Source organism: Micromonospora sp. NPDC005979 (genome assembly GCF_040614415.1).
Taxonomy (GTDB): Bacteria; Actinomycetota; Actinomycetes; order Mycobacteriales; family Micromonosporaceae; genus Micromonospora.
On the sequence record NZ_JBEXUR010000004.1, the window covers coordinates 170,881 to 191,140 of the forward strand.

At 73.3% G+C, this 20,260-nt stretch carries 23 protein-coding genes; 19 read left to right on the forward strand and 4 right to left on the reverse strand.

The window, feature by feature from the left end:
- The first annotated feature begins 57 nt into the window (after positions 1–57).
- From lspA to ABZ272_RS09705, 5 genes are all read left to right on the forward strand, one after another.
- Complete coding sequence (gene lspA, locus ABZ272_RS09685; RefSeq protein WP_355049477.1) at positions 58–672, forward strand: signal peptidase II; 615 nt, start codon at positions 58–60, stop codon at positions 670–672.
- Positions 669–1,613 carry an RluA family pseudouridine synthase gene (locus tag ABZ272_RS09690; RefSeq protein ID WP_355049478.1) on the forward strand — a complete coding sequence of 315 codons (945 nt, stop codon included), beginning with the start codon at positions 669–671 and terminating at the stop codon, positions 1,611–1,613. The genes lspA and ABZ272_RS09690 overlap by 4 nt, the downstream gene beginning before the upstream one ends.
- 42 nt (positions 1,614–1,655) lie before the next feature.
- On the forward strand, positions 1,656–2,684 hold the full coding sequence (locus tag ABZ272_RS09695) for a hypothetical protein (RefSeq protein WP_355049479.1): 1,029 nt from the start codon (positions 1,656–1,658) through the stop codon (positions 2,682–2,684).
- 74 nt (positions 2,685–2,758) lie between these two features.
- Complete coding sequence (locus ABZ272_RS09700; protein ID WP_355049480.1) at positions 2,759–4,429, forward strand: AAA family ATPase; 1,671 nt, start codon at positions 2,759–2,761, stop codon at positions 4,427–4,429.
- A 134-nt stretch (positions 4,430–4,563) separates the two neighbouring features.
- Positions 4,564–5,454, forward strand: a complete 891-nt coding sequence (locus ABZ272_RS09705) for a DUF2567 domain-containing protein (RefSeq protein WP_355049619.1) — start codon at positions 4,564–4,566, stop codon at positions 5,452–5,454.
- On the opposite strand, the gene ABZ272_RS09710 is transcribed toward ABZ272_RS09705, so the two are convergent.
- Entirely contained in the window at positions 5,369–6,073 is a 705-nt protein-coding gene (locus ABZ272_RS09710; RefSeq protein WP_355049481.1) for an LON peptidase substrate-binding domain-containing protein, read from the reverse strand. The genes ABZ272_RS09705 and ABZ272_RS09710 overlap by 86 nt on opposite strands.
- 106 nt (positions 6,074–6,179) lie before the next feature.
- Here ABZ272_RS09710 and hisD point away from each other — a divergent pair, with 106 nt between their 5' ends.
- The 13 genes from hisD to ABZ272_RS09775 all read left to right on the forward strand — a co-directional run bounded on the left by hisD (position 6,180) and on the right by ABZ272_RS09775 (position 15,505).
- The gene (hisD, locus tag ABZ272_RS09715) at positions 6,180–7,502 is read left to right on the forward strand and encodes a histidinol dehydrogenase (protein ID WP_355049482.1); all 1,323 of its coding nucleotides are present in this window, start codon (positions 6,180–6,182) and stop codon (positions 7,500–7,502) included.
- Positions 7,499–8,587 carry a histidinol-phosphate transaminase gene (locus tag ABZ272_RS09720; protein ID WP_355049483.1) on the forward strand — a complete coding sequence of 363 codons (1,089 nt, stop codon included), beginning with the start codon at positions 7,499–7,501 and terminating at the stop codon, positions 8,585–8,587. The genes hisD and ABZ272_RS09720 overlap by 4 nt, the downstream gene beginning before the upstream one ends.
- A 37-nt stretch (positions 8,588–8,624) precedes the next feature.
- A complete protein-coding gene (hisB, locus tag ABZ272_RS09725; protein ID WP_355049484.1) occupies positions 8,625–9,236 on the forward strand; it encodes an imidazoleglycerol-phosphate dehydratase HisB in 612 nt (203 codons plus the stop codon).
- 58 nt (positions 9,237–9,294) lie between these two features.
- On the forward strand, positions 9,295–9,468 hold the full coding sequence (locus ABZ272_RS09730; protein WP_266244462.1) for a hypothetical protein: 174 nt from the start codon (positions 9,295–9,297) through the stop codon (positions 9,466–9,468).
- A complete protein-coding gene (gene hisH, locus ABZ272_RS09735) occupies positions 9,465–10,100 on the forward strand; it encodes an imidazole glycerol phosphate synthase subunit HisH (protein WP_355049485.1) in 636 nt (211 codons plus the stop codon). The genes ABZ272_RS09730 and hisH overlap by 4 nt, the downstream gene beginning before the upstream one ends.
- Positions 10,101–10,139: 39 nt before the next feature.
- Positions 10,140–10,463 carry a hypothetical protein gene (locus ABZ272_RS09740; protein WP_355049486.1) on the forward strand — a complete coding sequence of 108 codons (324 nt, stop codon included), beginning with the start codon at positions 10,140–10,142 and terminating at the stop codon, positions 10,461–10,463.
- A gap of 14 nt (positions 10,464–10,477) precedes the next feature.
- Positions 10,478–11,203 carry a bifunctional 1-(5-phosphoribosyl)-5-((5-phosphoribosylamino)methylideneamino)imidazole-4-carboxamide isomerase/phosphoribosylanthranilate isomerase PriA gene (priA, locus tag ABZ272_RS09745; protein ID WP_355049487.1) on the forward strand — a complete coding sequence of 242 codons (726 nt, stop codon included), beginning with the start codon at positions 10,478–10,480 and terminating at the stop codon, positions 11,201–11,203.
- Entirely contained in the window at positions 11,200–11,589 is a 390-nt protein-coding gene (locus ABZ272_RS09750) for a RidA family protein (protein WP_355049488.1), read from the forward strand. Before priA ends, ABZ272_RS09750 begins: the two co-directional genes overlap by 4 nt.
- Before the next feature lie 79 nt (positions 11,590–11,668).
- Positions 11,669–12,115 (forward strand): MarR family transcriptional regulator, encoded by a 447-nt coding sequence (locus ABZ272_RS09755; RefSeq protein ID WP_355049489.1) that lies wholly within the window; start codon positions 11,669–11,671, stop codon positions 12,113–12,115.
- A 5-nt stretch (positions 12,116–12,120) separates the two neighbouring features.
- Positions 12,121–12,552 (forward strand): organic hydroperoxide resistance protein, encoded by a 432-nt coding sequence (locus ABZ272_RS09760; RefSeq protein WP_355049620.1) that lies wholly within the window; start codon positions 12,121–12,123, stop codon positions 12,550–12,552.
- 46 nt (positions 12,553–12,598) lie between these two features.
- Entirely contained in the window at positions 12,599–13,597 is a 999-nt protein-coding gene (locus tag ABZ272_RS09765) for an NADP-dependent oxidoreductase (protein ID WP_355049490.1), read from the forward strand.
- Between the two features lie 72 nt (positions 13,598–13,669).
- Entirely contained in the window at positions 13,670–14,437 is a 768-nt protein-coding gene (gene hisF, locus ABZ272_RS09770; protein WP_355049491.1) for an imidazole glycerol phosphate synthase subunit HisF, read from the forward strand.
- A gap of 525 nt (positions 14,438–14,962) precedes the next feature.
- The gene (locus tag ABZ272_RS09775; RefSeq protein ID WP_355049492.1) at positions 14,963–15,505 is read left to right on the forward strand and encodes a GNAT family N-acetyltransferase; all 543 of its coding nucleotides are present in this window, start codon (positions 14,963–14,965) and stop codon (positions 15,503–15,505) included.
- A gap of 63 nt (positions 15,506–15,568) precedes the next feature.
- On the opposite strand, the gene ABZ272_RS09780 is transcribed toward ABZ272_RS09775, so the two are convergent.
- Entirely contained in the window at positions 15,569–16,030 is a 462-nt protein-coding gene (locus tag ABZ272_RS09780; RefSeq protein WP_355049493.1) for a hypothetical protein, read from the reverse strand.
- Between the two features lie 102 nt (positions 16,031–16,132).
- Positions 16,133–16,807: a hypothetical protein gene (locus ABZ272_RS09785; RefSeq protein WP_355049494.1), complete on the reverse strand. Its 675-nt coding sequence runs from the start codon at positions 16,805–16,807 to the stop codon at positions 16,133–16,135.
- Positions 16,808–16,866: 59 nt separating this feature from the next.
- Here ABZ272_RS09785 and ABZ272_RS09790 point away from each other — a divergent pair, with 59 nt between their 5' ends.
- Positions 16,867–18,324: a PLP-dependent aminotransferase family protein gene (locus ABZ272_RS09790; RefSeq protein ID WP_355049495.1), complete on the forward strand. Its 1,458-nt coding sequence runs from the start codon at positions 16,867–16,869 to the stop codon at positions 18,322–18,324.
- 62 nt (positions 18,325–18,386) lie between these two features.
- On the opposite strand, the gene ABZ272_RS09795 is transcribed toward ABZ272_RS09790, so the two are convergent.
- Positions 18,387–20,213, reverse strand: a complete 1,827-nt coding sequence (locus ABZ272_RS09795) for a long-chain fatty acid--CoA ligase (RefSeq protein ID WP_355049496.1) — start codon at positions 20,211–20,213, stop codon at positions 18,387–18,389.
- Between the last annotated feature and the right edge of the window lie 47 nt (positions 20,214–20,260).

The following is a 20,260-nucleotide window of genomic DNA, read 5'->3' on the forward strand; positions in this document are numbered from 1 at the left end:
CCCCGTCTGCGACGAGACGGTGAGCGATCACCGCCGAGACACCTCGATGGGGAGCGCATGACCGCAGCACCGCCCGCCGAACCCGGCCGCACCGACCCGGGCGGCGGCAAGCCCCGACCCCGGGCTGTCGCGATCCTCGCCGGAGTGGCCCTGGTGGCCCTGCTGGCCGACCTGGTGACCAAGCACCTCGCGCTGGCCGGCCTCACCGACCGCGAGCCGGTCCGGATCCTGGGCGGGCTGGTCTACCTGAGCCTCACCCGCAACAGCGGTGCCGCGTGGAGCATCGGGGCGAACTACACCTGGGTCTTCCCGCTGATCACCATCGGAGTGGTCGGCTGGATCGTCTGGATGGCGCTGCGGCTGCGCTCGCTGCCGTGGGCGATCTCCCTCGGCCTGGTGCTCGGGGGCGCGCTGGGCAACCTCATGGACCGGATCTTCCGCGCGCCTGCGCCCTTCCACGGGCACGTGGTCGACATGATCAGCGTCTTCGGGCCGTACGGCGAGTACTTCCCGGTGTTCAACCTGGCGGACAGCTCGCTCGTCTGTGGCGTGGTGCTGGCCGTACTGCTGGAGCTGACCGGTCGGCAGCGCGACGGCCGGCGGGCCGGCGGTGACGACGCCAGCGGCGACGCGAACGCCACCGCCGACGCCGAGCAGCGGGAGCGGGCATGACCTCCGCCTTCGCCGCCGGCGGCGACCACCGTTCCCTGCCCGTACCCGACGGTCTCGACGGCATGCGCCTGGACCAGGCGGTGTCCCGGCTCTTCGGTCTCTCCCGGACGGCCGCGGCCGCCCTCGTCGACGCGGGCGACGCCCTCGTGGACGGCGCGGCCCGCCCCAACTCCCACAAGGTCAAGGCCGGCTCCTGGCTGGACGTCACGCTGCCCGCGCCGGTCGCGCCACCGACCGTGGTGCCGCAGGCGGTGCCGGGCCTGCGCGTCGTGTACGCCGACGACGACATCGTCGTGGTGGACAAGCCGGTCGGGGTGGCCGCGCATCCCAGCCCGGGATGGACCGGCCCGACGGTGATCGGCGCGCTCGCCGCGATCGGCCACCGCATCTCCACCAGCGGCGCCGCCGAGCGCCAGGGCGTGGTGCACCGCCTCGACGTGGGCACCACCGGCATCATGGTGGTGGCCAAGAGCGAGCAGGCGTACACCGCGTTGAAGCGGGCCTTCAAGTACCGCGAGGTCGACAAGGGCTACCACGCCGTGGTGCAGGGCCACCTGGACCCGCTGCGGGGCACCGTCGACGCGCCGATCGACCGGCACCCGACCCACGACTACCGCTGGGCCGTGGTGTCCGGCGGCAAGCCGAGCATCACCCACTACGACACCCTCGAGGCATTCCCGGCCGCCAGCCTGGTCGACGTCCGGCTGGAGACCGGCCGGACCCACCAGATCCGGGTGCACTTCTCCACCCTGCGGCACCCCTGCGTGGGTGACCTCACGTACGGCGCCGACCCCACCCTCTCGGCCCGTCTCGGCCTGGCCCGTCAGTGGCTGCACGCCCGCGAACTGAGCTTTTTGCATCCCCGTTCGGGGGACGAGGTCCGGTTCGTCAGCGACTACCCTGACGATCTGGAACGTGCGCTTGAGATCCTGCGTGACTGAGCGGCGACCACCCGACATCGATCCGACGAGGGGATTTCGCCCGTGCGCGCCGGCGACCTGCTGCGGCAGCTGGACCAACGGCTGCTGCCGCCGTTGACCCGGGCGGTGGCCCGTCTCGCTGATCGTCCGACGCGGTCCGGCGTGCTCTCCTGGGTCGCCGTGCTCTCGGCGGCGGCGGTGCTGGGCACGGCCGTCTGGACCGTCGACGACGCGCCGGTCAGCGACCCGACGGTGGGCGAGGTGACCCGCGTCGGGGTGGCCGACGGCGACTCCGTGCCGGGCTACCTCAGCTCCGCGGCGGCCGACCTGGCCGCACTGGGCCCGACCGCTCCAGCTGCCGTGGACGGCACGTACGCGCTGGTGACGCTCGACGCGTACGTGCCGCCGCACCGACTGGCGACGGTGCTCGGCGACGTCCCGGTCTCGACGGTCTTCGGGCGGGTGCCACTGCCCGGTCGGCAGACCGAGATCGTCCGGATGCCCGCCCTTCGGGTGCCGGACGACGTGGTCGCGCAGATGGAACGCGTGGCCGCCCGCAAGGACGGCGAGGCCGCCGACTACCGGGCACGGGCCGCCGCGGTACGCGGCGACGGCGACGCCGAGCGCGAGTTGCGCGAGCGGTACGTCGTCGACGCGGACGTGGCCGACGCCGAGGCCCGGGCGTACCGGGCCGGCTGCGCCTGCGTCTACGCCGCGGTGGTGCGCGCCGCGCCGGAGGCGCTGCGCCGGGTGGCCGCCCGCCCGGACGTGCGGGCCGTCGATCCGGCGCCCGAGGTGTACCGGCTCGACCGTACGGTCTTCACGCCGCCCCTGCCCGAGCAGAGCGATGTGGTCCGGCCGCCGGTCGACACCGGGCCGAGTCCGTCGCCGACGCCGCGCCCGAGCGACGGGTCGACGTCGAGCACGCCGAGGCCGCCGGTGCCGATGGGCGAATCGTCGGAACCCGCACCGCTCGTAACGATTGCGTCACCCGAGCCGACCCCGGCGCAGTCCACCGAGCCGGCCCCGTCGGCGCTCACCACCTCCCCGGACGCGACGGATAGCGGGTTGCTGGCAACCTCCCCGCCGTGATCTGGGCCGGGCGGCGTGCGCCCGCAGGAGTGGTCCGAATAGGGTTTGGTTCGTAGCCTGTCAGACAGAGATCGATGGCGCTGGGAGGGCGGGCCGTGGAGGGCAGTGAGACCGGCTGGGGCCGGCCGGCCGAACCAGCGCCGAGGTGGCGGGCGTTGCTCGACCGTGCCCGGCTGGGCGGTCGGGCGGCGGAGCAGCCCGAGCCCGAGCGCCGTGCCGACGAGGCGGCCCCGGATCCACTGCCGCGACGAGCGGCCCCCAACGGCTACGCGGGGCGCGCGTCGGCCATCGGGCATCCGGCCGATCTGTCGTACGGCCAGGAGCCCGGTTACCGGGCCGAGGGGACGTACCGGGTCGACCCCGCCTACCGTGCCGAACCGGGATACCGCTCGGAGCCGGACTACCGCGCCGAGCCGGCGTACCGGTCGGAGCCGGACTACCGCGCCGAGCCGGCGTACCGGTCCGAGCCGGACTACCGCGCCGATCCGACGTACCGCGCGGAACCCGGGTACCGGTCCGAGCCGGACTACCGCGCCGATCCGACGTACCGCGCCGAGCCCGGTTACCCGGCCGAGCCCGGTTACCGGACCGAGCCGACGTACCGGGCCGAGCCGGGTTACCAGGCCGAGCCCGAGCCGCCGCGCCGCGCCGAGCCGGAGTCGCGCTACGCCATCCTGGACAACGGCTACCGGCCGGGCAATCCCGTCGGCGAGTCCCGGTACGCGCTGCTGGAGACCGGTTACCAGCCGGAGACCGGCTACCCGGCGCCCGCGCCGCCGGTGACACCCACCCCGGCCATCGCGCCACCGCCGGTCATTCCACCACCCGCCCCGCCGGTCGCGCCGCCGCCGGTCCCGGTGGTCACCCCGCCCGGCTCGGCCCTCGCCGAGCGCGGCTACCCGGCCCGCGTCGAGTGGCGCCCGCAGGGCGTCGACCAGGAGACCGAGCGCGCCACCGGAGTGCTCCGCCGCGACCTGGGCACACCCCGGGTGTTCGCGTTCGCCAACCCCAAGGGCGGGGTGCACAAGACCACCGCCACCGTGCTCGCCGCCGCCACCGTCGGCAGCGTGCGGGGGCGGGGCGTGTTGGCCTGGGACGACAACGAACTGCGGGGCACCCTCGGGTTGCGCGCCGGCAGCGCCCGGCACGCCCGCACCATCCGACACCTGGTCAGCGACCTCGCCCAGATCGAGATCCTGGAGGGCGCGACCCTGCTGGAGCGGCTGGACGACTACCTGCGGCACGCCTCCGACGGCTCGTACGACGTGCTGGCCGGCGAGGAGAGCCCCCGTTTCGCCCAGCGGCTCGACCAGTTCACCGTCAAGCGGGTGCTCGAGCTGCTGCGGCGTACGCACGACGTGATCTGCGTGGACACCGGCAACAACGTGGAGAGCCCCAACTGGCGCACCGTGATGCACGCCGCCGACCAACTGGTGGTCACCACCGTGCCCCGCGAGGACGCGGCGTTCAGCGCCGACTGGATGCTCGACCTGTTGCACGAGGAGGGGATGGGCGAGCTGGCCGACAACGCGGTCACCCTCATCTCCTGCCCCACCCCCGGCCGCTCGGCGCTACAGGACGACCTGGAACGGCACTTCGCCACGCGTACCCGCGCGGTGGCCGTGGTGCCGTACGACCCGGCGTTGGAGACCGGCTCGTCGATCGAGTACCACCAGCTCCAGCCGGAGACCCGCCAGGCGTGGCTGCGCGCCGCCGCGGCCATGGCGGAGCCGTTCGCCCGGTGAGCTGGTTCGCCGCCACCGGCGCCCCGGCCCGTGGCGGGGCCTGAGAGGATCATCGGGTGAGCCCGGACAACCCCGACCCTGAGCGGCACGCGGACATCTCCGACGACCGCCCCGCGCCACCCCGACCGTCGGCCGTGCCGCCGCCGAGCGAGTCCGCCCTGCCCGCCGGGTCGGCGGTGCCGCCGCCGAACGAGTCCGCCCTGCCGGCCGGGTCGGCCGTGCCGCCGCCGTCCGCGACGAACGAGTCGTCCGCGCCCCCGTCGTCCGCGCCGTCCGCGCCCAGTGCGCCGAGCGAGTCCGCCGGGCCGTCGTTCGGGTCGGTCCCCGACGGGAGTGCCGCCGTGACGGCGTACCCGAGCGGGGTGGAGATGACCCCCGACGAGCCGCGCCGGCCGTTGCGAACGGTGGCGACGGTGCTCGGCGCCGCGCTCGCCCTGGCCGTGCTGGGCGCGCCACTCGGGCTGCTCTGGGCGGCGTTCGCGCCGGACACCCCGGTGCTCAAGACCGCCGAGGGGGCGATCTACGCCGAGCCCCAGCCGGAGCAGCCGATCGCCGCCGACGGCTGGTTCAGCCTGCTCGGGCTGGCGTTCGGCGTGCTCGCCGCGCTGGCCCTGTGGTTCCTGCTGCGCCGGCGGCGCGGTCCGGTCGGGCTCCTCGCCGTGGTGCTGGGCGCGCTGGCCGCGGCCCCGGTGGCCTGGCAGGTGGGGCGGCGGGTCGGGCTGGCGACCTTCGACCGGTTGCTGGACACCGCTCCGGCGGGGCAGGCCTTCACCAAACCCGCCGACCTGCGGGCCGGCGGGATCGACTGGCTCGGGCACGTGCTGCCGGTGCCGCACGGCAATCTGCTGCTGCCCGCGTTCGGTGCCGCCGTCACGTACACCCTGATGGCCGGCTGGTCGCGGTGGCCGTCGCTGCGCCCGGAGCCCGACCCGACGGACTTCAGTTGGGTGTCGGCGGGGACGCCAGCTCCGACAACGGCACCGGAACCGCCCGCACCTGGCGCAGCAGAGCCGCCTCGCGGTTGAGCAGCCGCAGCTCGGCGCGCAGCCGGGCGGCGGTGTCGTCGATGGCGAGCAGCCGTTGCCGGTCGTCGACGGTCAGGGCGGCGGTGGCCGCCACCAGGTGCGACAACACCGTCGGATCCTCCGGAAGCTGCTCGGAGATCTCCTCCGGGTCGGGCCGGATCAGGCTCAGGTACTGCCGGAACACCGCGATCACGCGGGCGGCCAGCAGGTCGGCCACCTCGTCCGGCCCGCTGGCCTCGGGCAGCCATTCCACCGCGGCCGTCAGGTACGGCGCGGTGGCGTCGTCGACGTCGGCGATCCGGAATCGACGTCGGCCGACCGTGACGATGTCGAAGCCGCCGTCGGCCAGCTCGGTGACCTGGCGCAACTCGGCGGTGCATCCCACCTCGTGCAGGGTGATGTCGCCGACCCCGTTGCCGGCGTGAGCGCCGGGCCCGGTGGGGGCCACCTCCCAGCCGGCCTGGATGGCGACCACGCCGAACTCGCGCGGCGCGCCCTCGGGCAGGTCGACGAGGTGCCGGACCAGGGCCCGGTAGCGCTCCTCGAAGATGTGCAGTGGCAGCACCAACCCGGGAAAGAGCACCGTTGCGAGCGGGAACACCGGCAGCCGTGCGGTCACGCCGTCGAGCCTAACCAATCCCGTCCGCGACGGCGTGGCCCGGCTCACCGTCCCGCCGACCGGACGGCTCGGGTGGGCGACGGACGGGCCGCCTAGACTCGCAAGGGTGCTGAATCGGATCGACCTGCGCGACGGTCTCGGTGACCCGCGCCGTCTGCTGCCCCGTGCCCAGCTCGACGTGTCCGTTGCCGTCGAGCGGATCCGCCCGCTGGTGGAGGCGGTCCGCGAGCATGGGTACCCGGCGATCCGGGAGGCCAGCGAGCGGTTCGACGGCATCTCGCCGGAGGTGCTGCGGGTGCCCGTCGAGGCGATCGCCGAGGCCGAGGGGGTGCTCGACCCGGCGGTGCGTGAGGCGCTGCTGGAGTCGATCAGCCGGGCCCGCCGGGTGCACGCCGACCAGCGGCGTACCGACCACGTCACCCAGGTGGTGCCCGGCGGCACGGTCACCGAACGGTGGCTGCCCGTGGATCGGGTCGGCCTCTACGTCCCCGGCGGCCTGGCCATGTACCCGTCGACGGTGGTGATGAACGTGGTGCCGGCCCAGGCGGCCGGAGTGCGTTCGCTGGTGGTGGTCAGCCCGCCGCAGAAGGACAACGGCGGCCTGCCCGACGCCCGGGTGCTCGCCGCGTGCGCGCTGCTCGGCGTCGACGAGGTGTACGCGGTCGGCGGTGCCCAGGCGGTCGCGATGCTGGCGTACGGCTCCGCCGTCGACCCGGCCGGTGAGCTGCGCTGCGAGCCCGTCGACCTGGTCACCGGCCCGGGCAACATCTGGGTGACGGCCGCCAAGCGGCTGCTGCGCGGCGTGGTCGGCATCGACGCCGAGGCCGGTCCGACCGAGATCGCCATCCTCGCCGACGACACCGCCGACCCGGCGCACGTCGCCGCCGACCTGATCAGCCAGGCCGAGCACGACCCGCTCGCGGCGAGCGTGCTCGTCACCCCGTCGCTGGCGCTCGTCGACGCGGTCGAGGCCGAGCTGGCCCGGCAGGTGCCGGCTACCAAGCACGCCGAGCGGGTGACCACCGCCTTGACCGGCGAGCAGAGCGGCGTGGTCCTGGTCGACGACCTCGAGGCGGGGCTGCGGGTGGTCGACGCGTACGCGGCCGAGCACCTGGAGATCCAGACGGTCGACGCGCGGGAGTGGGCGCTACGCGTCCGCAACGCCGGGGCGATCTTCGTGGGCGCCTGGTCGCCGGTGTCACTCGGCGACTACTGCGCCGGCTCCAACCACGTGCTGCCCACCGGCGGCTGCGCCCGGCACTCCTCGGGGCTGTCGGTGCAGTCCTTCCTGCGCGGGGTGCACCTGATCGAATACACCGAGGCCGCGCTGCGTGACGTGGCGCCGCACGTGGTGACCCTGGCGACCGTGGAGGACCTGCCGGCGCACGGCCAGGCCGTCCAGGCCCGGTTTCCCCAGGAGTCGGCGTGAGCGGCCTCGACGATCTGCCGATCCGCGACGACCTGCGGGGCCTGTCGCCGTACGGGGCGCCCCAGCTCGACGTGGCGGTGCGGCTCAACACCAACGAGAACTCCTACCCGGTGCCCGAGCCGGTGGTGGACGCGATCGGTAAGGCGCTCGCCGCCGAGCTGCGTGACCTGAACCGCTACCCGGACCGGGACGCGGTGGCGCTGCGCGCCGACCTGGCCGCATACCTGGGGCACGGGCTCACCGTCGAGCAGGTCTGGGCGGCGAACGGCTCCAACGAGATCCAGCAGCAGCTCCTTCAGGCGTTCGGTGGGCCGGGGCGCAGCGCGCTGGGCTTCGTCCCGTCGTACTCGATGCACCCGCTGCTGGCCCTCGGCACCGGCACCCGGTGGGTGCCGGCGCGGCGCGGCGTCGACTTCGGGTTGACCGCCGACGAGGCGGTCGGCCAGATCCGCGAGCACCGACCCGACGTGGTCTTCCTCTGCTCACCCAACAACCCGACCGGCACCGCTCTCGACCCGGCGGTCGTCGCCGCCGCGCTCGACGTCGCCCCCGGCATGGTGGTCGTCGACGAGGCGTACGCCGAGTTCGCCCGGCCCGGCACGGTCAGCGCCCTCGCGGTGCTGCCCGGCCACCCGCGGCTCGTGGTGACCCGCACGATGAGCAAGGCCTTCGGCTTCGCCGGGGGCCGGCTGGGCTACCTGGCCGCCGACCCGGCCGTGGTGGAGGCGGTGCAGCTCGTCCGCCTGCCCTACCACCTGTCCGCGCTGACCCAGGCCGCCGCCCGCGCGGCGCTGACCCACCGCGACGCCCTGCTCGGTACGGTGGCCGCCGTGATGGCACAGCGGGACCGGATCGTGGCGACGCTGCGCGCTGGCGGGCTGCGGGTGGCCGACAGCGACGCCAACTTCGTGCTGTTCGAGGTCGGCGGCGACCAGGCCACCGTCTGGCACGCCCTGCTGGAGCAGGGGGTGCTGGTCCGCGACGTCGGCCTGCCCGGCTGGCTACGGGTCACCGCCGGGACGCCCGCCGAGACGGATGCTTTCTTGACTGCAATGGAGACTGTGCAGTGGGAGCGCGAGGAGTGAGCTTGCGAGCCCCGCAGTCGCGACCGAAAGGTAAGCAATGAGCCGGACCGCCCGGGTGGAGCGGATCACCAAGGAGACCAAGGTCCTCGTCGAGATCGACCTCGACGGCACCGGCGCCGCCGAGATCAGCACCGGCGTGGGCTTCTACGACCACATGCTCCACCAGATCGCCCGGCACGGCGGCTACGACCTGACCGTCCGCACGGTGGGCGACCTGGAGATCGACGCGCACCACACCATGGAGGACACGGCCCTCGCGCTGGGCGCCGCGTTCGACCAGGCGCTCGGCGACAAGGCCGGCATCCGGCGGTACGGGTCGGCGACCGTCCCGATGGACGAGGTGCTGGTCCGGGCCGCGGTGGACCTGTCCGGCCGTCCGTACGTGGTGCACGACGAGCCGCTGCTCGCGCCGTACATCGGGCCGGTCTACGCGACGAGCATGACCCGGCACATCTGGGAGTCGTTCGGCCAGGCGGCCCGGGTGACCCTGCACGTCGACGTGCTGCGGGCGGCGCGTCCCGGCGGGCACCCGGACGCGCACCACGTGGTGGAGGCCCAGTTCAAGGCGGTCTCCCGGGCGCTGCGCGAGGCCACCGCGATCGACCCGCGGGCGGCGGGCGCGATCCCGAGCACGAAGGGTGCGCTCTGATGAGCGCGAGGAGTGCAGCGCAGCGGAGCCCCGCAGTCGCGAATGGAAGGTGGCTCTGATGGGTGCGGCGTTGCCGACGTTGCTGTTGATCCTCGCCGGAGTGCTGGTCGGTGGGGCGTGGTCGCTGCACCGGCAGGGCGCTCCGCGCGGCGCGGTCGTGGTGACCGCGCTGCTGGCGCTGCTCGCCACGGCCGCCGGGGTGCTGCGGCTGATCCCGGAGTCGGGGTCGTGACCGCCGACGTGGTGGTGCTCGACTACGGCTCGGGCAACCTGCGCTCGGCGGAGCGGGCCCTCGAAGCGGCCGGCGCGACCGTCCGGGTGACCGACGACCTGGCCGCGGCGGCCGCCGCCGACGGTCTCGTGGTGCCGGGGGTCGGCGCGTACGCCGCGTGCATGGCGGGTATCGAGGCGCTCGGCGCGGGCCCGGTCATCGCGGAGCGGGTGGCGGCGGGCCGGCCGGTGCTCGGCATCTGCGTGGGCATGCAGGTGCTCTTCGAGTACGGCGAGGAGCACGGGGTCGTGACGAAGGGCCTCGGGCTGCTGCCCGGCGGGGTGACCCGGTTGGCGGCGCACCGTCTGCCGCACATGGGCTGGAACACGGTCCGCGCGCCCCGGGGTTCGGTGCTGTTCGCCGGCCTGCCGGCCGAGAGCCGTTTCTACTTCGTGCACTCGTACGCGATGGGCGACCCGGCGGCGTTGGCGGGCGCGGGCGCGCTGGTGACCACGGCCCACCACGACACCGACTTCGTGGCGGCGGTGGAGCGTGGGCCGCTGTCGGCGGCGCAGTTCCACCCGGAAAAGTCCGCCGACACCGGTGCCGCGCTGCTGCGCAACTGGCTCGCCACCCTGCCCGCCGGTGACTGAGCGTCGGCACCGCCCGGCGTCCGCCACGCGGGCGTCGCGGTGAGTCGCGAACGGGCCCGCCGGCGGGCGGAACGTGAGGCAGAGTTGGCGCGGGAGCGGGCGGTCCGGCAGCGCCGGGTGGCCCGTCGGCAGCGCCGCCGCGCGGTTCTGCGTCGGTTGACGCCGCAGGTGAGGCGGGGTCGTTCGGGCCGACTGGCTCGGCACTCGCGGGGCGAGCGCGCCGCGATCGTGCTGCTCACCGGGGCGGCGATGATCCTGATCTGGACGTTCGTCGACGATCTGGCGCTGCGGGTCGCGTTGATCGTGTTGTTGCTACTCGTACTGCCGGCGATCGTGGTGATCGCCCTGGACCGTCGTACTTGATCGAGGAGAAGACGTTGAGCCTCACCCTTTTACCCGCCGTGGACGTCGCCGACGGCCGGGCCGTCCGGCTCGTGCAGGGCGCCGCCGGCAGCGAGAGCGTCTACGGCGACCCGCTGGACGCGGCGCTGGCGTGGCAGCGCGACGGCGCCGAGTGGATCCACCTGGTCGACCTGGACGCGGCGTTCGGTCGGGGCAGCAACGCGCACCTGCTCGCCGAGGTGGTGCGCCAGATGGACGTGCAGGTCGAGTTGTCGGGCGGGATCCGCGACGACGAGTCGCTGCGTGCCGCGCTGGGCACCGGGGCGGCCCGGTTGAACATCGGCACCGCTGCCCTGGAGAACCCGGAGTGGTGCGACCGGGTGGTGGGTGAGTACGGCGACCGGGTCGCCATCGGGCTGGACGTCCGGGGTCAGACGCTGTCCGCGCGGGGGTGGACCCGCGACGGCGGTGACCTGTACGAGGTGCTGGAGCGCCTGGACAAGGCGGGGGCCACGCGGTACGTGGTCACCGACATCACCAAGGACGGCACGATGCGCGGGCCGAACCTGGATCTGCTGCGGGACGTGTGCGCCCGTACCGACCGGCCGGTGATCGCCTCCGGCGGCGTGTCCACCCTGGACGACCTGCGGGCGCTGGCCACGCTGGAGCCGCTGGGTGTGGAGGGTGTGATCGCCGGCAAGGCGCTGTACGCGGGCGCGTTCACGGTGGCCGAGGCGCTGCGCACCCTGGCCGAGGCGTGACGGTCACTCGGCTGGGCTCGGGCGGCCCGTGGGAGCAGAGTTACGGCTACTCCCGGGTGGTCCGCGCCGGTGACCTGGCCCTGACGGCCGGCTGTACGGCCACCGTGGACGGCCGGGTGGTGCACGTCGGGGACGCGGCCGCGCAGACCGCGCAGGCGCTGCGGATCGGGTTGGCCGCGCTCGCCGAGGTGGGCGCGGAGCCGGGTGACGTGGTGCGGACCCGGATGTACGTGACCGACCGGCTGCACGCCGACGAGGTGGGACGGGCGCACAACGCGGTCTTCGGCGCGGTCCGACCGGTGGCGACGCTGGTGGTGGTGGCCGGTCTGCTCGACCCGGAGCACCTGGTCGAGGTGGAGTTGGAGGCGTTCGTAGGGGACCGCTGACCGTTTCGGTGGCGGTCGTCACGGCCGCGCTCCACGCCGATCGGTTGTGCACAACTTAATTGCGGGCTACGGTTCAGCGGTGACCGATGACCTGGTGCTACGCCGGCAGGTGTGCTTCGCGCTCTACGCCGCGTCGCGCGCCCTCACCGACGTGTACCGGCCGATCCTCGACGAGGTCGGGCTGACCTACCCGCAGTACCTGGTGCTGCTGGTTCTCTGGGAACGCCCCGAGGACCCGCCCGCCGTGTCCGAGCTGGGCGCCGAGCTGCGGCTCGACTCCGGCACACTCTCCCCGCTGCTCAAGCGGCTGGAGAGCGCGGGCCTGGTGGTGCGCCGACGTTCGGCGCGCGACGAACGGCGGGTCGAGGTGAGCCTCACCGAGCAGGGTCGGGCGTTGCGCGAGCGGCTCTGCGACGTTCCGCTGCGGATCGCGCAGGCCACCGGCCTGGGCATCGACGAGCTCGTCGCGTTGCGCGACACCCTCACCCGGGTCACCGAGACCGTTCATCGACAGAAGGAGCAGTGACCACCATGCAGGTTCTCTACACCGCGTCCGCGACCGCCACCGGTGACGGCCGGGACGGCCACGTCGAGACCTCCGACGGCACCTTCGCCCTGGACCTGGCGTCGCCGAAGGAGTTGGGTGGCGCGGGTGGCGCTGCAAACCCCGAACAGCTCTTCGCCGCCGGCTACGCCGCCTGCTTCCACAGCGCCCTGCGCATCGTCGGTCGCCGCGCCAAGGCCGACGTGACCGGCTCCGTCGTCTCCGCCGAGGTCGGCATCGGCCCGAACGGCAGCGGTGGCTTCGGGCTCACCGCCCAGCTCATCGTGGACCTGCCGGCCGTCGCACGGGAGACCGCCGAGCAGCTCGTCGAGCAGGCCCACCAGGTCTGCCCGTACTCGAACGCCACCCGCGGCAACATCGACGTCGCGCTGACCGTCCGCGAGACCCTGGCCGCCTGATCGTCGCGGCCCCGGACCCCACCCGCGTACGAGAGGACGACCCCTGATGACCAGCAACCGCGAGATCCACCTGGCCCGCCGCCCCGAGGGCTGGCCCACCGAGGACACCTTCCGGCTCGTCGAGACCGACGTCCCGACGCCCGGACCGGGCCAGATCGTGGTCCGCAACCAGTACGTCTCCGTCGACCCGTACATGCGGGGACGGATGAACGACGTCAAGTCGTACGTGCCGCCGTACGCGCTCGACGCCCCGCTCGACGGGGCAGCCGTCGGCGAGGTGGTGGCCAGCGAGTCACCCGACATCGCCGTGGGCGACACCGTGCTGCACGGTCTCGGCTGGCGGGAGTACGCGCTGCTCGACGCCGGTCGCGCCCGCACCGTCGACGCGAGCATCGCCCCGGCCAGCGCGTACCTGAGCGTGCTCGGCATGCCCGGACTCACCGCGTACGCCGGTCTGCTGGAGGTCGCCGCCATGAAGCCCGGCGAGACGGTCTTCGTCTCCGCCGCGGCCGGCTCGGTCGGCAGCCTGGTGGGTCAGATCGCCAAGCTCAAGGGCGCGGGCCGGGTCGTCGGCAGCGCCGGGTCGGCCGCCAAGGTCGAGCGGCTCCGGGCACTCGGCTTCGACGCCGCCTTCGACTACCACGACGGGCCGGTCCGCGACTCGTTGCGCGCCGCCGCCCCGGACGGCATCGACGTCTACTTCGACAACGTCGGTGGCGACCACCTGGAGGCGGCGATCTCGGCCATGAACCTGCACGGTCGGGTCGCCATCTGCGGCATGATCGCCCAGTACAACGCCACCGAGGCGCCGGCCGCGCCGCGCAACCTGGCGCTGGTCATCGGCAAGCGGCTCACCCTGCGCGGGTTCCTGGTCAACGACCACAACAACCTGCGCGCGACGTTCGTCCAGGACGTCGCCGGCTGGCTGGGCGAGGGCAAACTCTCCTACGACGAGACGGTCGTCGACGGCATCGAGAACGCCCCGGCGGCGTTCCTCGGCCTGCTGCGCGGCGAGAACCTGGGCAAGATGCTCGTCCGGGTGTGACGTGCACGTCCGGCGCGGCGGTCGGCCCCTCGGGTCGGCCGCCGCGCCGTGCGCGGAGGATAGGCTGACGGCATGACGGTGGCGGTACGGGTGATTCCCTGTCTCGACGTGGACGCCGGGCGGGTGGTCAAGGGGGTCAACTTCCTCGACCTGCGCGACGCCGGCGACCCGGTGGAGCTGGCCGCCGCCTACGACCGGGCCGGCGCCGACGAGCTGACCTTCCTCGACGTCACCGCGTCGTCAAGTGACCGGGGCACCATGCTCGACGTGGTACGCCGCACCGCCGAGTCGGTTTTCATCCCGCTGACCGTCGGGGGCGGGGTCCGGCAGGTCGGCGACGTCGACACGCTGCTGCGCGCCGGGGCCGACAAGGTCGGCGTGAACACCGCCGCCATCGCGCGGCCGGAGCTGATCGCCGAGATCGCCGACCGGTTCGGCCGGCAGGTGCTGGTGCTCTCCCTCGACGTACGCCGCGCGCCCGCGGGTGACACGCCCAGCGGGTTCGAGGTCACCACCCACGGTGGCCGGCGCGGCACCGGCATCGACGCGGTCGACTGGGCCCGGCAGGTGGCCGAGCTGGGCGCGGGGGAGATCCTGCTCAACTCGATGGACGCCGACGGCACCAAGGCGGGCTTCGACCTGGAACTGATCGGCGCGGTGCGGGCCGTGGTGGACGTGCCGGTCGTCGCCAGCGGAGGGGCCGGCGAGGTGGCGCACTTCCCGCCCGCCATCGGCGCCGGGGCCGACGCGGTCCTCGCGGCCAGTGTCTTCCACTTCGGCGAGCTGACGGTGGGCGAGGTCAAGGACGCCCTGCGCCGCAACGGCCACCCGGTGCGCTAGCGGGTCATGTAAGTCGTGACCGTGGGGCGTGGACGGCATTCATCGACGCGGTCAAGCACGCCAGCCCGCGGCCTTGATCCGCGCGACTCGAACACCGATGCCGCTGATCGGCGCTCGCCATCCGCTGTGGCTGCCCGCCATGTCCAGGTGCTGTTGAGCGGTATACCTCAGCGGTATGAATATGACTCTCAGGTATACCGCTCACGACCGCATCCGCCCCCGCGGCGGTGACCGAGGGTCACCGCCGACCGCAGGCACAGGGTGACCGCGGTCCCAGATGGTACGCGTCGTGCGCGACCAGGTCGGCGAATGCTTCCGCCCATGCCCAGCACCGCGCGCCCTCACCGGGCTTCACTCATGTTCGCGCGGATCGCCGCGACCGAAATCCGTGCGTCGAAGCACCAGCCGCCCCTACTCGCTGCGCTCGGTGGCTGCTCAGGTCGCGGATGCGGTACCCACAGTGGAACGACCCCGGACCGCGTTCATTGATCTCGCCGACCGGATCCGGGCCTAGGCTCTGCTGTCATGCCCGTCACGTACACCACGCATGACAGCGAATCGGCCACGGCCGTGTTTCCGGCGCTCGTGGGTCTCTACGCGGTCGTCTACGCGGAGCCGCCGTACGTCGAGGGACCGGATCAGGTGGCCTCGTTCGCCGCCGCCCTGCCCGGTGAGACGAGGCGCCCTGGGTTCGCCCTCGTGGTGGCGGACGACGCGGGGGAACTGGTCGGTGCGGCGTACGGGTCGACGATGGCCGCCGGGCGTTGGTGGACGCGTGCCGCCGCCGAGCCGCCCGCCGACCTCCGCGCCGTCGACAAGTTCGCGGTCATGGAATGGATCGTTCGTCCCGGCCGGCGGGGTGAGGGCATCGGCGCACAACTTATGTACCGGCTCCTCGACGGGCGGGCCGAGCGGTGGGCGACCCTCGCGTCCAACCCGGCCGCACCGGCCCGCGCCATCTACCAGCGCGCGGGTTGGCGGCAGGTCGGCGATTCGGCGATGCCCGACGGCACACCCACGCACCTGCTGGTCCTGCCGCTACCCGCCCCGCCCGTCGGCGCGCCTTAACCGTGGCAATCTTGGACGCTTTCCGTTAGCAGCTAACGGGAAAATGTCCAGGATCTCGCTGCGTCAGTGGCCGCCGGAGTGGCCCTCGGGCGAGCGGCGTGGCGTGGGGATCGAGCGGACCGCGTACTCCTGCACGGCCGCCGCGTGGTCGGCCTCCTCGAGGATCCAGTCGGCGCTGCCGGGCGCGTGCCGGCGGCTCAGGACCCCCTGCACGGTGTCCACCATCGTGGCGACGCCGGCCCGGGGGCGGCTGCGCCAGAGCTGCTCACCCTCGGCGGTGATGCGGAACCACCCGTCGGCGACGGTGACCAGGCCCGCGCCGACCAGCCGCTGGACCGCGGCCTCAACTTCGTGTCGTTCGGGAATCGCGTGGTTGAGGTGGTCGGCGGTGGACAGCACGTCGGTCAGACGTACGCCCTCCGGGCGGCGGCTGGTCGCGGACCGTCGGTGCCGTCCGGCGCCGCTCGCGATGACCAACGACACGAAAATCCATGCGTCGCTCCAGCGCCAACCATTCTCCCCCATGCAGTGATGATGACGGCGAGCGACGCGGAAGGGAACACCCACCCTCCAACGAGCCCACTTCCACCAGCGGCGCGTGCCGGTCCGTGAACGGTCGGTGAACGTTCAGGCGGCCGGGGCGCGCGACGGGTCACCGGCAGTGATCGCCGACTCGTCGTCAGCGTCGGCCTCGGCGAGAGGTACCGCGACGAGCGGGAGAAAGAACTGCGCCAGCGGACCGATCGCCAGCGCGTACGCGACGGTGCCCACGCCGACCGTACCGCCGAGCAGCCAGCCCAGCGCGAGCACGGTGAGTTCGATGACGGTACGCACCAGTCGTACCGAGAAGCGGGGATGACGGGCGACGAAGCCGGTCATCAGCCCGTCGCGTGGGCCCGGACCCAGGCGGGCGCCGAGATAGAGCGCGGTGGCGGCGCCGTTGGCGACGATCCCGGTGATCAGCAGGGCGATGCGGACGCCGAGGGGACCACCGGCGGGCAGCAGGGCCAGAGTGGCGTCCACCACGAGGCCGACCACCACCACGTTGCTGACGGTGCCGAGGCCGGGCCGCTGTCGCAGCGGAATCCACAGCAGCAGCACCAGGGCCCCGACAACGATGGTGACCGTGCCGAAGGAGAGCCCGGTCAGCTCGGACAGCCCCTGGTGGAAGACGTCCCAGGGGTCCAGGCCCAGGTGGGAGCGGACCATCAGGGCCATGCTGACCCCGTAGAGGGCGAGCCCGGCGTAGAGCTGGCTGAGCCGACGTACCGGCCGCTCTCGCAGATTGCCAATCAGTGCCATGCATGCCACCCTAGGTGCCAATCCTCCCGGAGGAAGAGGCCAATATCCGAGGAGTGGTCATGACCGGTCAGGTGCGAGGGGTCCAATTAGCGCGACTGCTGGGGCAGTGGCACGCCTTGCCGGGCCGTCGCCGCAGCCCCGACTACGCGGCGCTCGCCGGTGCGGTGCGCGGGCTGCTCGCGGACGCCCGGCTTCCCCTGGGCGTGCGGTTGCCGGCGGAACGTGAGCTGGCCGAGGCGCTGCGGATCAGCCGTACCACGGTCACCGCCGCGTACCGGGAACTGCGCGAGACCGGCCATCTCGCCAGCCGCCGGGGCGCCGGCAGTTGGACGATGCTGCCGGGCAACCACCGGGTCGCCAGCACCGGCCTGTGGACCCCGCTGGACGACCGGGACATGATCGACCTTGGCGTCGCCGCGTTGGCGGCCCCGCCGCAACTGCTCGGGGCTTCCCGGGCCGCCGTCGAGGACCTGCCCCGCTACCTGGGCGGCGCCGGCTACCACCCGACCGGCATCGGTGAGCTGCGTGAGGCGGTGGCCGCCGGCTACACCGCGCGAGGGCTACCCACCTCGGCCGACCAGATCATGGTCACCAGCGGCACCCAGCACGCCCTGGACCTGGTGCTGCGCCTCGCCCTGGCCCCCGGCGGGAACGTGCTGGTCGAGTCGCCGACCTACCCCAACGCGCTCGCCGCGTTGGCCGGCCGGCGGGCCCGGATCGCCACGCACGGCCTGTCCGCCGACGCCGGCGGCTGGGAGCCCGACCTGTTGCTGGGCAGCCTGCGGCAGACCCGCCCCAAGTTGGCGTACCTGATCCCGGAGTTCCAGAACCCGACCGGCCACCTGATGCCCGCCGCGCTGCGCGAGCGGGTGGTCGCCGCCGCCCACGCCGTGGGCACCGACCTCATCGTCGACGAGTCCTTCGTGGACCTCCCGCTGGACGGCGTCGAGCTGCCCCCGCCCACGGCCACGTTCGACCGGCACTCCCGGGTGGTCAGCATCGGAGGGATGAGCAAGCCGTACTGGGGTGGTCTGCGGATCGGCTGGGTCCGCGCCTCCGCGCCACAGGTGCAGCGGCTGGCGGCGGTCCGGGTCGGCGTGGACATGTCCAGCCCGGTGCTCGACCAGTTGGTGGCGGTGCGCCTGCTCGCCGACGCGGCGGCCATCGTCGCCGACCGTCGGGCGCAGCTCGCCGCCCAGCGCGACGCGTTGCTCGGCGCGCTGGCGCACCGACTGCCGGACTGGCGGGTGACCGTGCCGCGCGGCGGCGTGACCCTCTGGGCCGAGTTGGACGGCCCGGTCTCCAGCGCGCTCGCGCGGGCCGCCGAGGAGGTCGGCGTACGGCTCGCGCCCGGGCCGCGGTTCGGCCTGGACGGCACCCTGGAACGCTTCCTGCGGTTGCCGTTCACCCTGCCGGCCGCCGAGTTGGTGGAGGCCGTGGAGCGGATCGCCACGGTCCGCTACGACCTGGACCGCAGCGGCCGGCAGCGGTGGCCGGAGCCGTCGGTCATCGCCTGAGCGGACCCGGGAACGCCGGTGGCCCCACACCCGGGTGGGTGCGGGGCCACGACGGTCCGGTGCTACAGCTCGGCGAGGGAGCCGGCGTACATCTTGTCGATCTCGGCGGCGAAGTTGCCCTCCACGCCCCGTCGCTTGATCTTCAACGACGGGGTGACCTCGCCGTCCTCGATGGTCAGGTCACGCGGCAGGATCGCCACCTTCTTGATCGTCTCCCAGCGGTTCAGCTTGGCGTTGAGCTGGGCGACGTACTCCTCGACCATCGCCTGCGCCTTCGGCGAGGCGACGATCTCGCTGTAGTCGCGACCCTCCAGCGGGCCGCCGGCCACCCAGCCCCGGATGGCGTCCGCGTCGAGCGTGACGAGCATCGTGCAGAAGTTGCGGGCCTGCCCGATCACGACCGCCTGCGAGGTGTACGGGCAGATGGCCTTGAACATGCCCTCGATGTGCGACGGCGCGATGTACTTGCCGCCCGAGGTCTTGACCAGGTCCTTCTTGCGGTCGGTGATCCGGAGGTAGCCCTCTTCGTCGAGCGTGCCGATGTCGCCGGTGCGGAAGAAGCCGTCCTCGGTGAACGCGGCGGTGGTCTCCTCGGGCAGGTTGTGGTAGCCGCGCATCACCGGGCGGCCCCGCACGAGGATCTCGCCGTCGGTGTCGATCCGGCACTCCAGGTCGCCCATCGCCCTCCCGACCGTGCCGATGCGCAGCCCGTCCGGTGGGTTGACGAAGTTGCCGGCGCTGGTCTCGGTGAGGCCGTAGCCCTCCGAGATCGGCAGGTTGGCCGCGGCGAAGAAGGTGGCGATCTCCGGGCTGAGCGGCGCGGCGCCGGAGACCAGCACCCGCATCCGGCCACCCAGGCGGGCCTGAAGCTTACTGAACACCAGCTTCTCGGCCAGCCCGTAGCGCAGCTTGAGCCCGGCCGGCACCGGCTTGCCGGCCTGCTCCAGCGCGACCTTCTCCTTACCGACCTGGACACCCCAGGCGAAGATCTTCGCCTTCGCGCCGCCGGCGCCCTGCGCGGTGGTCACCGCCCGGTTGTAGACCTTCTCGAAGACCCGGGGAGCGCCACACATCAGCGTCGGTCGGATCACCGCGAGCAGGTCGACCAGCTTCTCCACCCGCCCGTCCACGTACGTCGGCAGGCCGACGTGGATCGCGCCGCAGAGCAGCGTCTTGCCGAACGAGTGCGCCAGCGGCAGCCACAGGTACTGCAGGTCGTCGTCGCGCAGCAGCCCGACGTCGGCCTGCGCCACCGCCTCCCAGCACCACCCACCGTGCAGCAGCTCGACCCCCTTGGGCTGACCGGTGGTGCCGGAGGTGTAGATCAGGGTGGCGAGGTGGTCAGGGCCGATGCCGGCCACCAGCATGTCGATCAGATCGGGCTCGGCGGCCAGCGCCCGGTTGCCCCGCTCTTCCAGCTCGGTGAGGGTGAGCTGGGGGATCGCGGCGTTCGGGTCGGGGGTGCCGTCGAAGAGCACCACGTGGGTCAGCGCCGGCAGCTCCGCTCCGGCGATCTTGGCCGCCTGCGCCGGGTTCTCCGCGAAGAGGACCCGCGAGCCGGAGTCGGCGATGATGTAGGTCGCGTCCGCCGGCTCGGTGGTCGGGTAGACGGTGGTGGTCGCCCCGCCGGCGCACATGATGCCCAGGTCGGCGACCACCCAGTCCAGCCGCGTGTTGGCGAGGATCGCGACCGGGTTCTCCTGGCCGACGCCGAGCGCGTGCAGGCCGGCGGCGACGGCCTTGGCGCGCTGGCCGACCTGCTCCCAGGTCAACCAGTCGGGCCCCGAGTCGTCAGGGGTCGGGGACGCGAACGCGTGCCGGTCGGGGGTGGCCGCCACGCGCTTGAGGAACATGTCCGGGATGGAACGGTACGGTACATCGAGAGCCATCGCTGTAGCCGCCTTCGGGGGTGGCGACGTGACGGTCGTCACGTCAT

Coding starts and splice junctions, on each gene's coding strand:
- ABZ272_RS09700 (WP_355049480.1), top strand. CDS start 2,759: ATGGCGCTGGGAGGGCGGGCCGTGGAGGGCAGTGAGACCGGCTGGGGC.
- ABZ272_RS09765 (WP_355049490.1), top strand. CDS start 12,599: ATGACCAGCAACCGCGAGATCCACCTGGCCCGCCGCCCCGAGGGCTGG.
- lspA (WP_355049477.1), top strand. CDS start 58: ATGACCGCAGCACCGCCCGCCGAACCCGGCCGCACCGACCCGGGCGGC.
- ABZ272_RS09775 (WP_355049492.1), top strand. CDS start 14,963: ATGCCCGTCACGTACACCACGCATGACAGCGAATCGGCCACGGCCGTG.
- hisF (WP_355049491.1), top strand. CDS start 13,670: ATGACGGTGGCGGTACGGGTGATTCCCTGTCTCGACGTGGACGCCGGG.
- ABZ272_RS09790 (WP_355049495.1), top strand. CDS start 16,867: ATGACCGGTCAGGTGCGAGGGGTCCAATTAGCGCGACTGCTGGGGCAG.
- ABZ272_RS09785 (WP_355049494.1), bottom strand. CDS start 16,807: ATGGCACTGATTGGCAATCTGCGAGAGCGGCCGGTACGTCGGCTCAGC.
- ABZ272_RS09780 (WP_355049493.1), bottom strand. CDS start 16,030: ATGGGGGAGAATGGTTGGCGCTGGAGCGACGCATGGATTTTCGTGTCG.
- hisB (WP_355049484.1), top strand. CDS start 8,625: ATGAGCCGGACCGCCCGGGTGGAGCGGATCACCAAGGAGACCAAGGTC.
- ABZ272_RS09795 (WP_355049496.1), bottom strand. CDS start 20,213: ATGGCTCTCGATGTACCGTACCGTTCCATCCCGGACATGTTCCTCAAG.
- ABZ272_RS09730 (WP_266244462.1), top strand. CDS start 9,295: ATGGGTGCGGCGTTGCCGACGTTGCTGTTGATCCTCGCCGGAGTGCTG.
- ABZ272_RS09690 (WP_355049478.1), top strand. CDS start 669: ATGACCTCCGCCTTCGCCGCCGGCGGCGACCACCGTTCCCTGCCCGTA.
- ABZ272_RS09760 (WP_355049620.1), top strand. CDS start 12,121: ATGCAGGTTCTCTACACCGCGTCCGCGACCGCCACCGGTGACGGCCGG.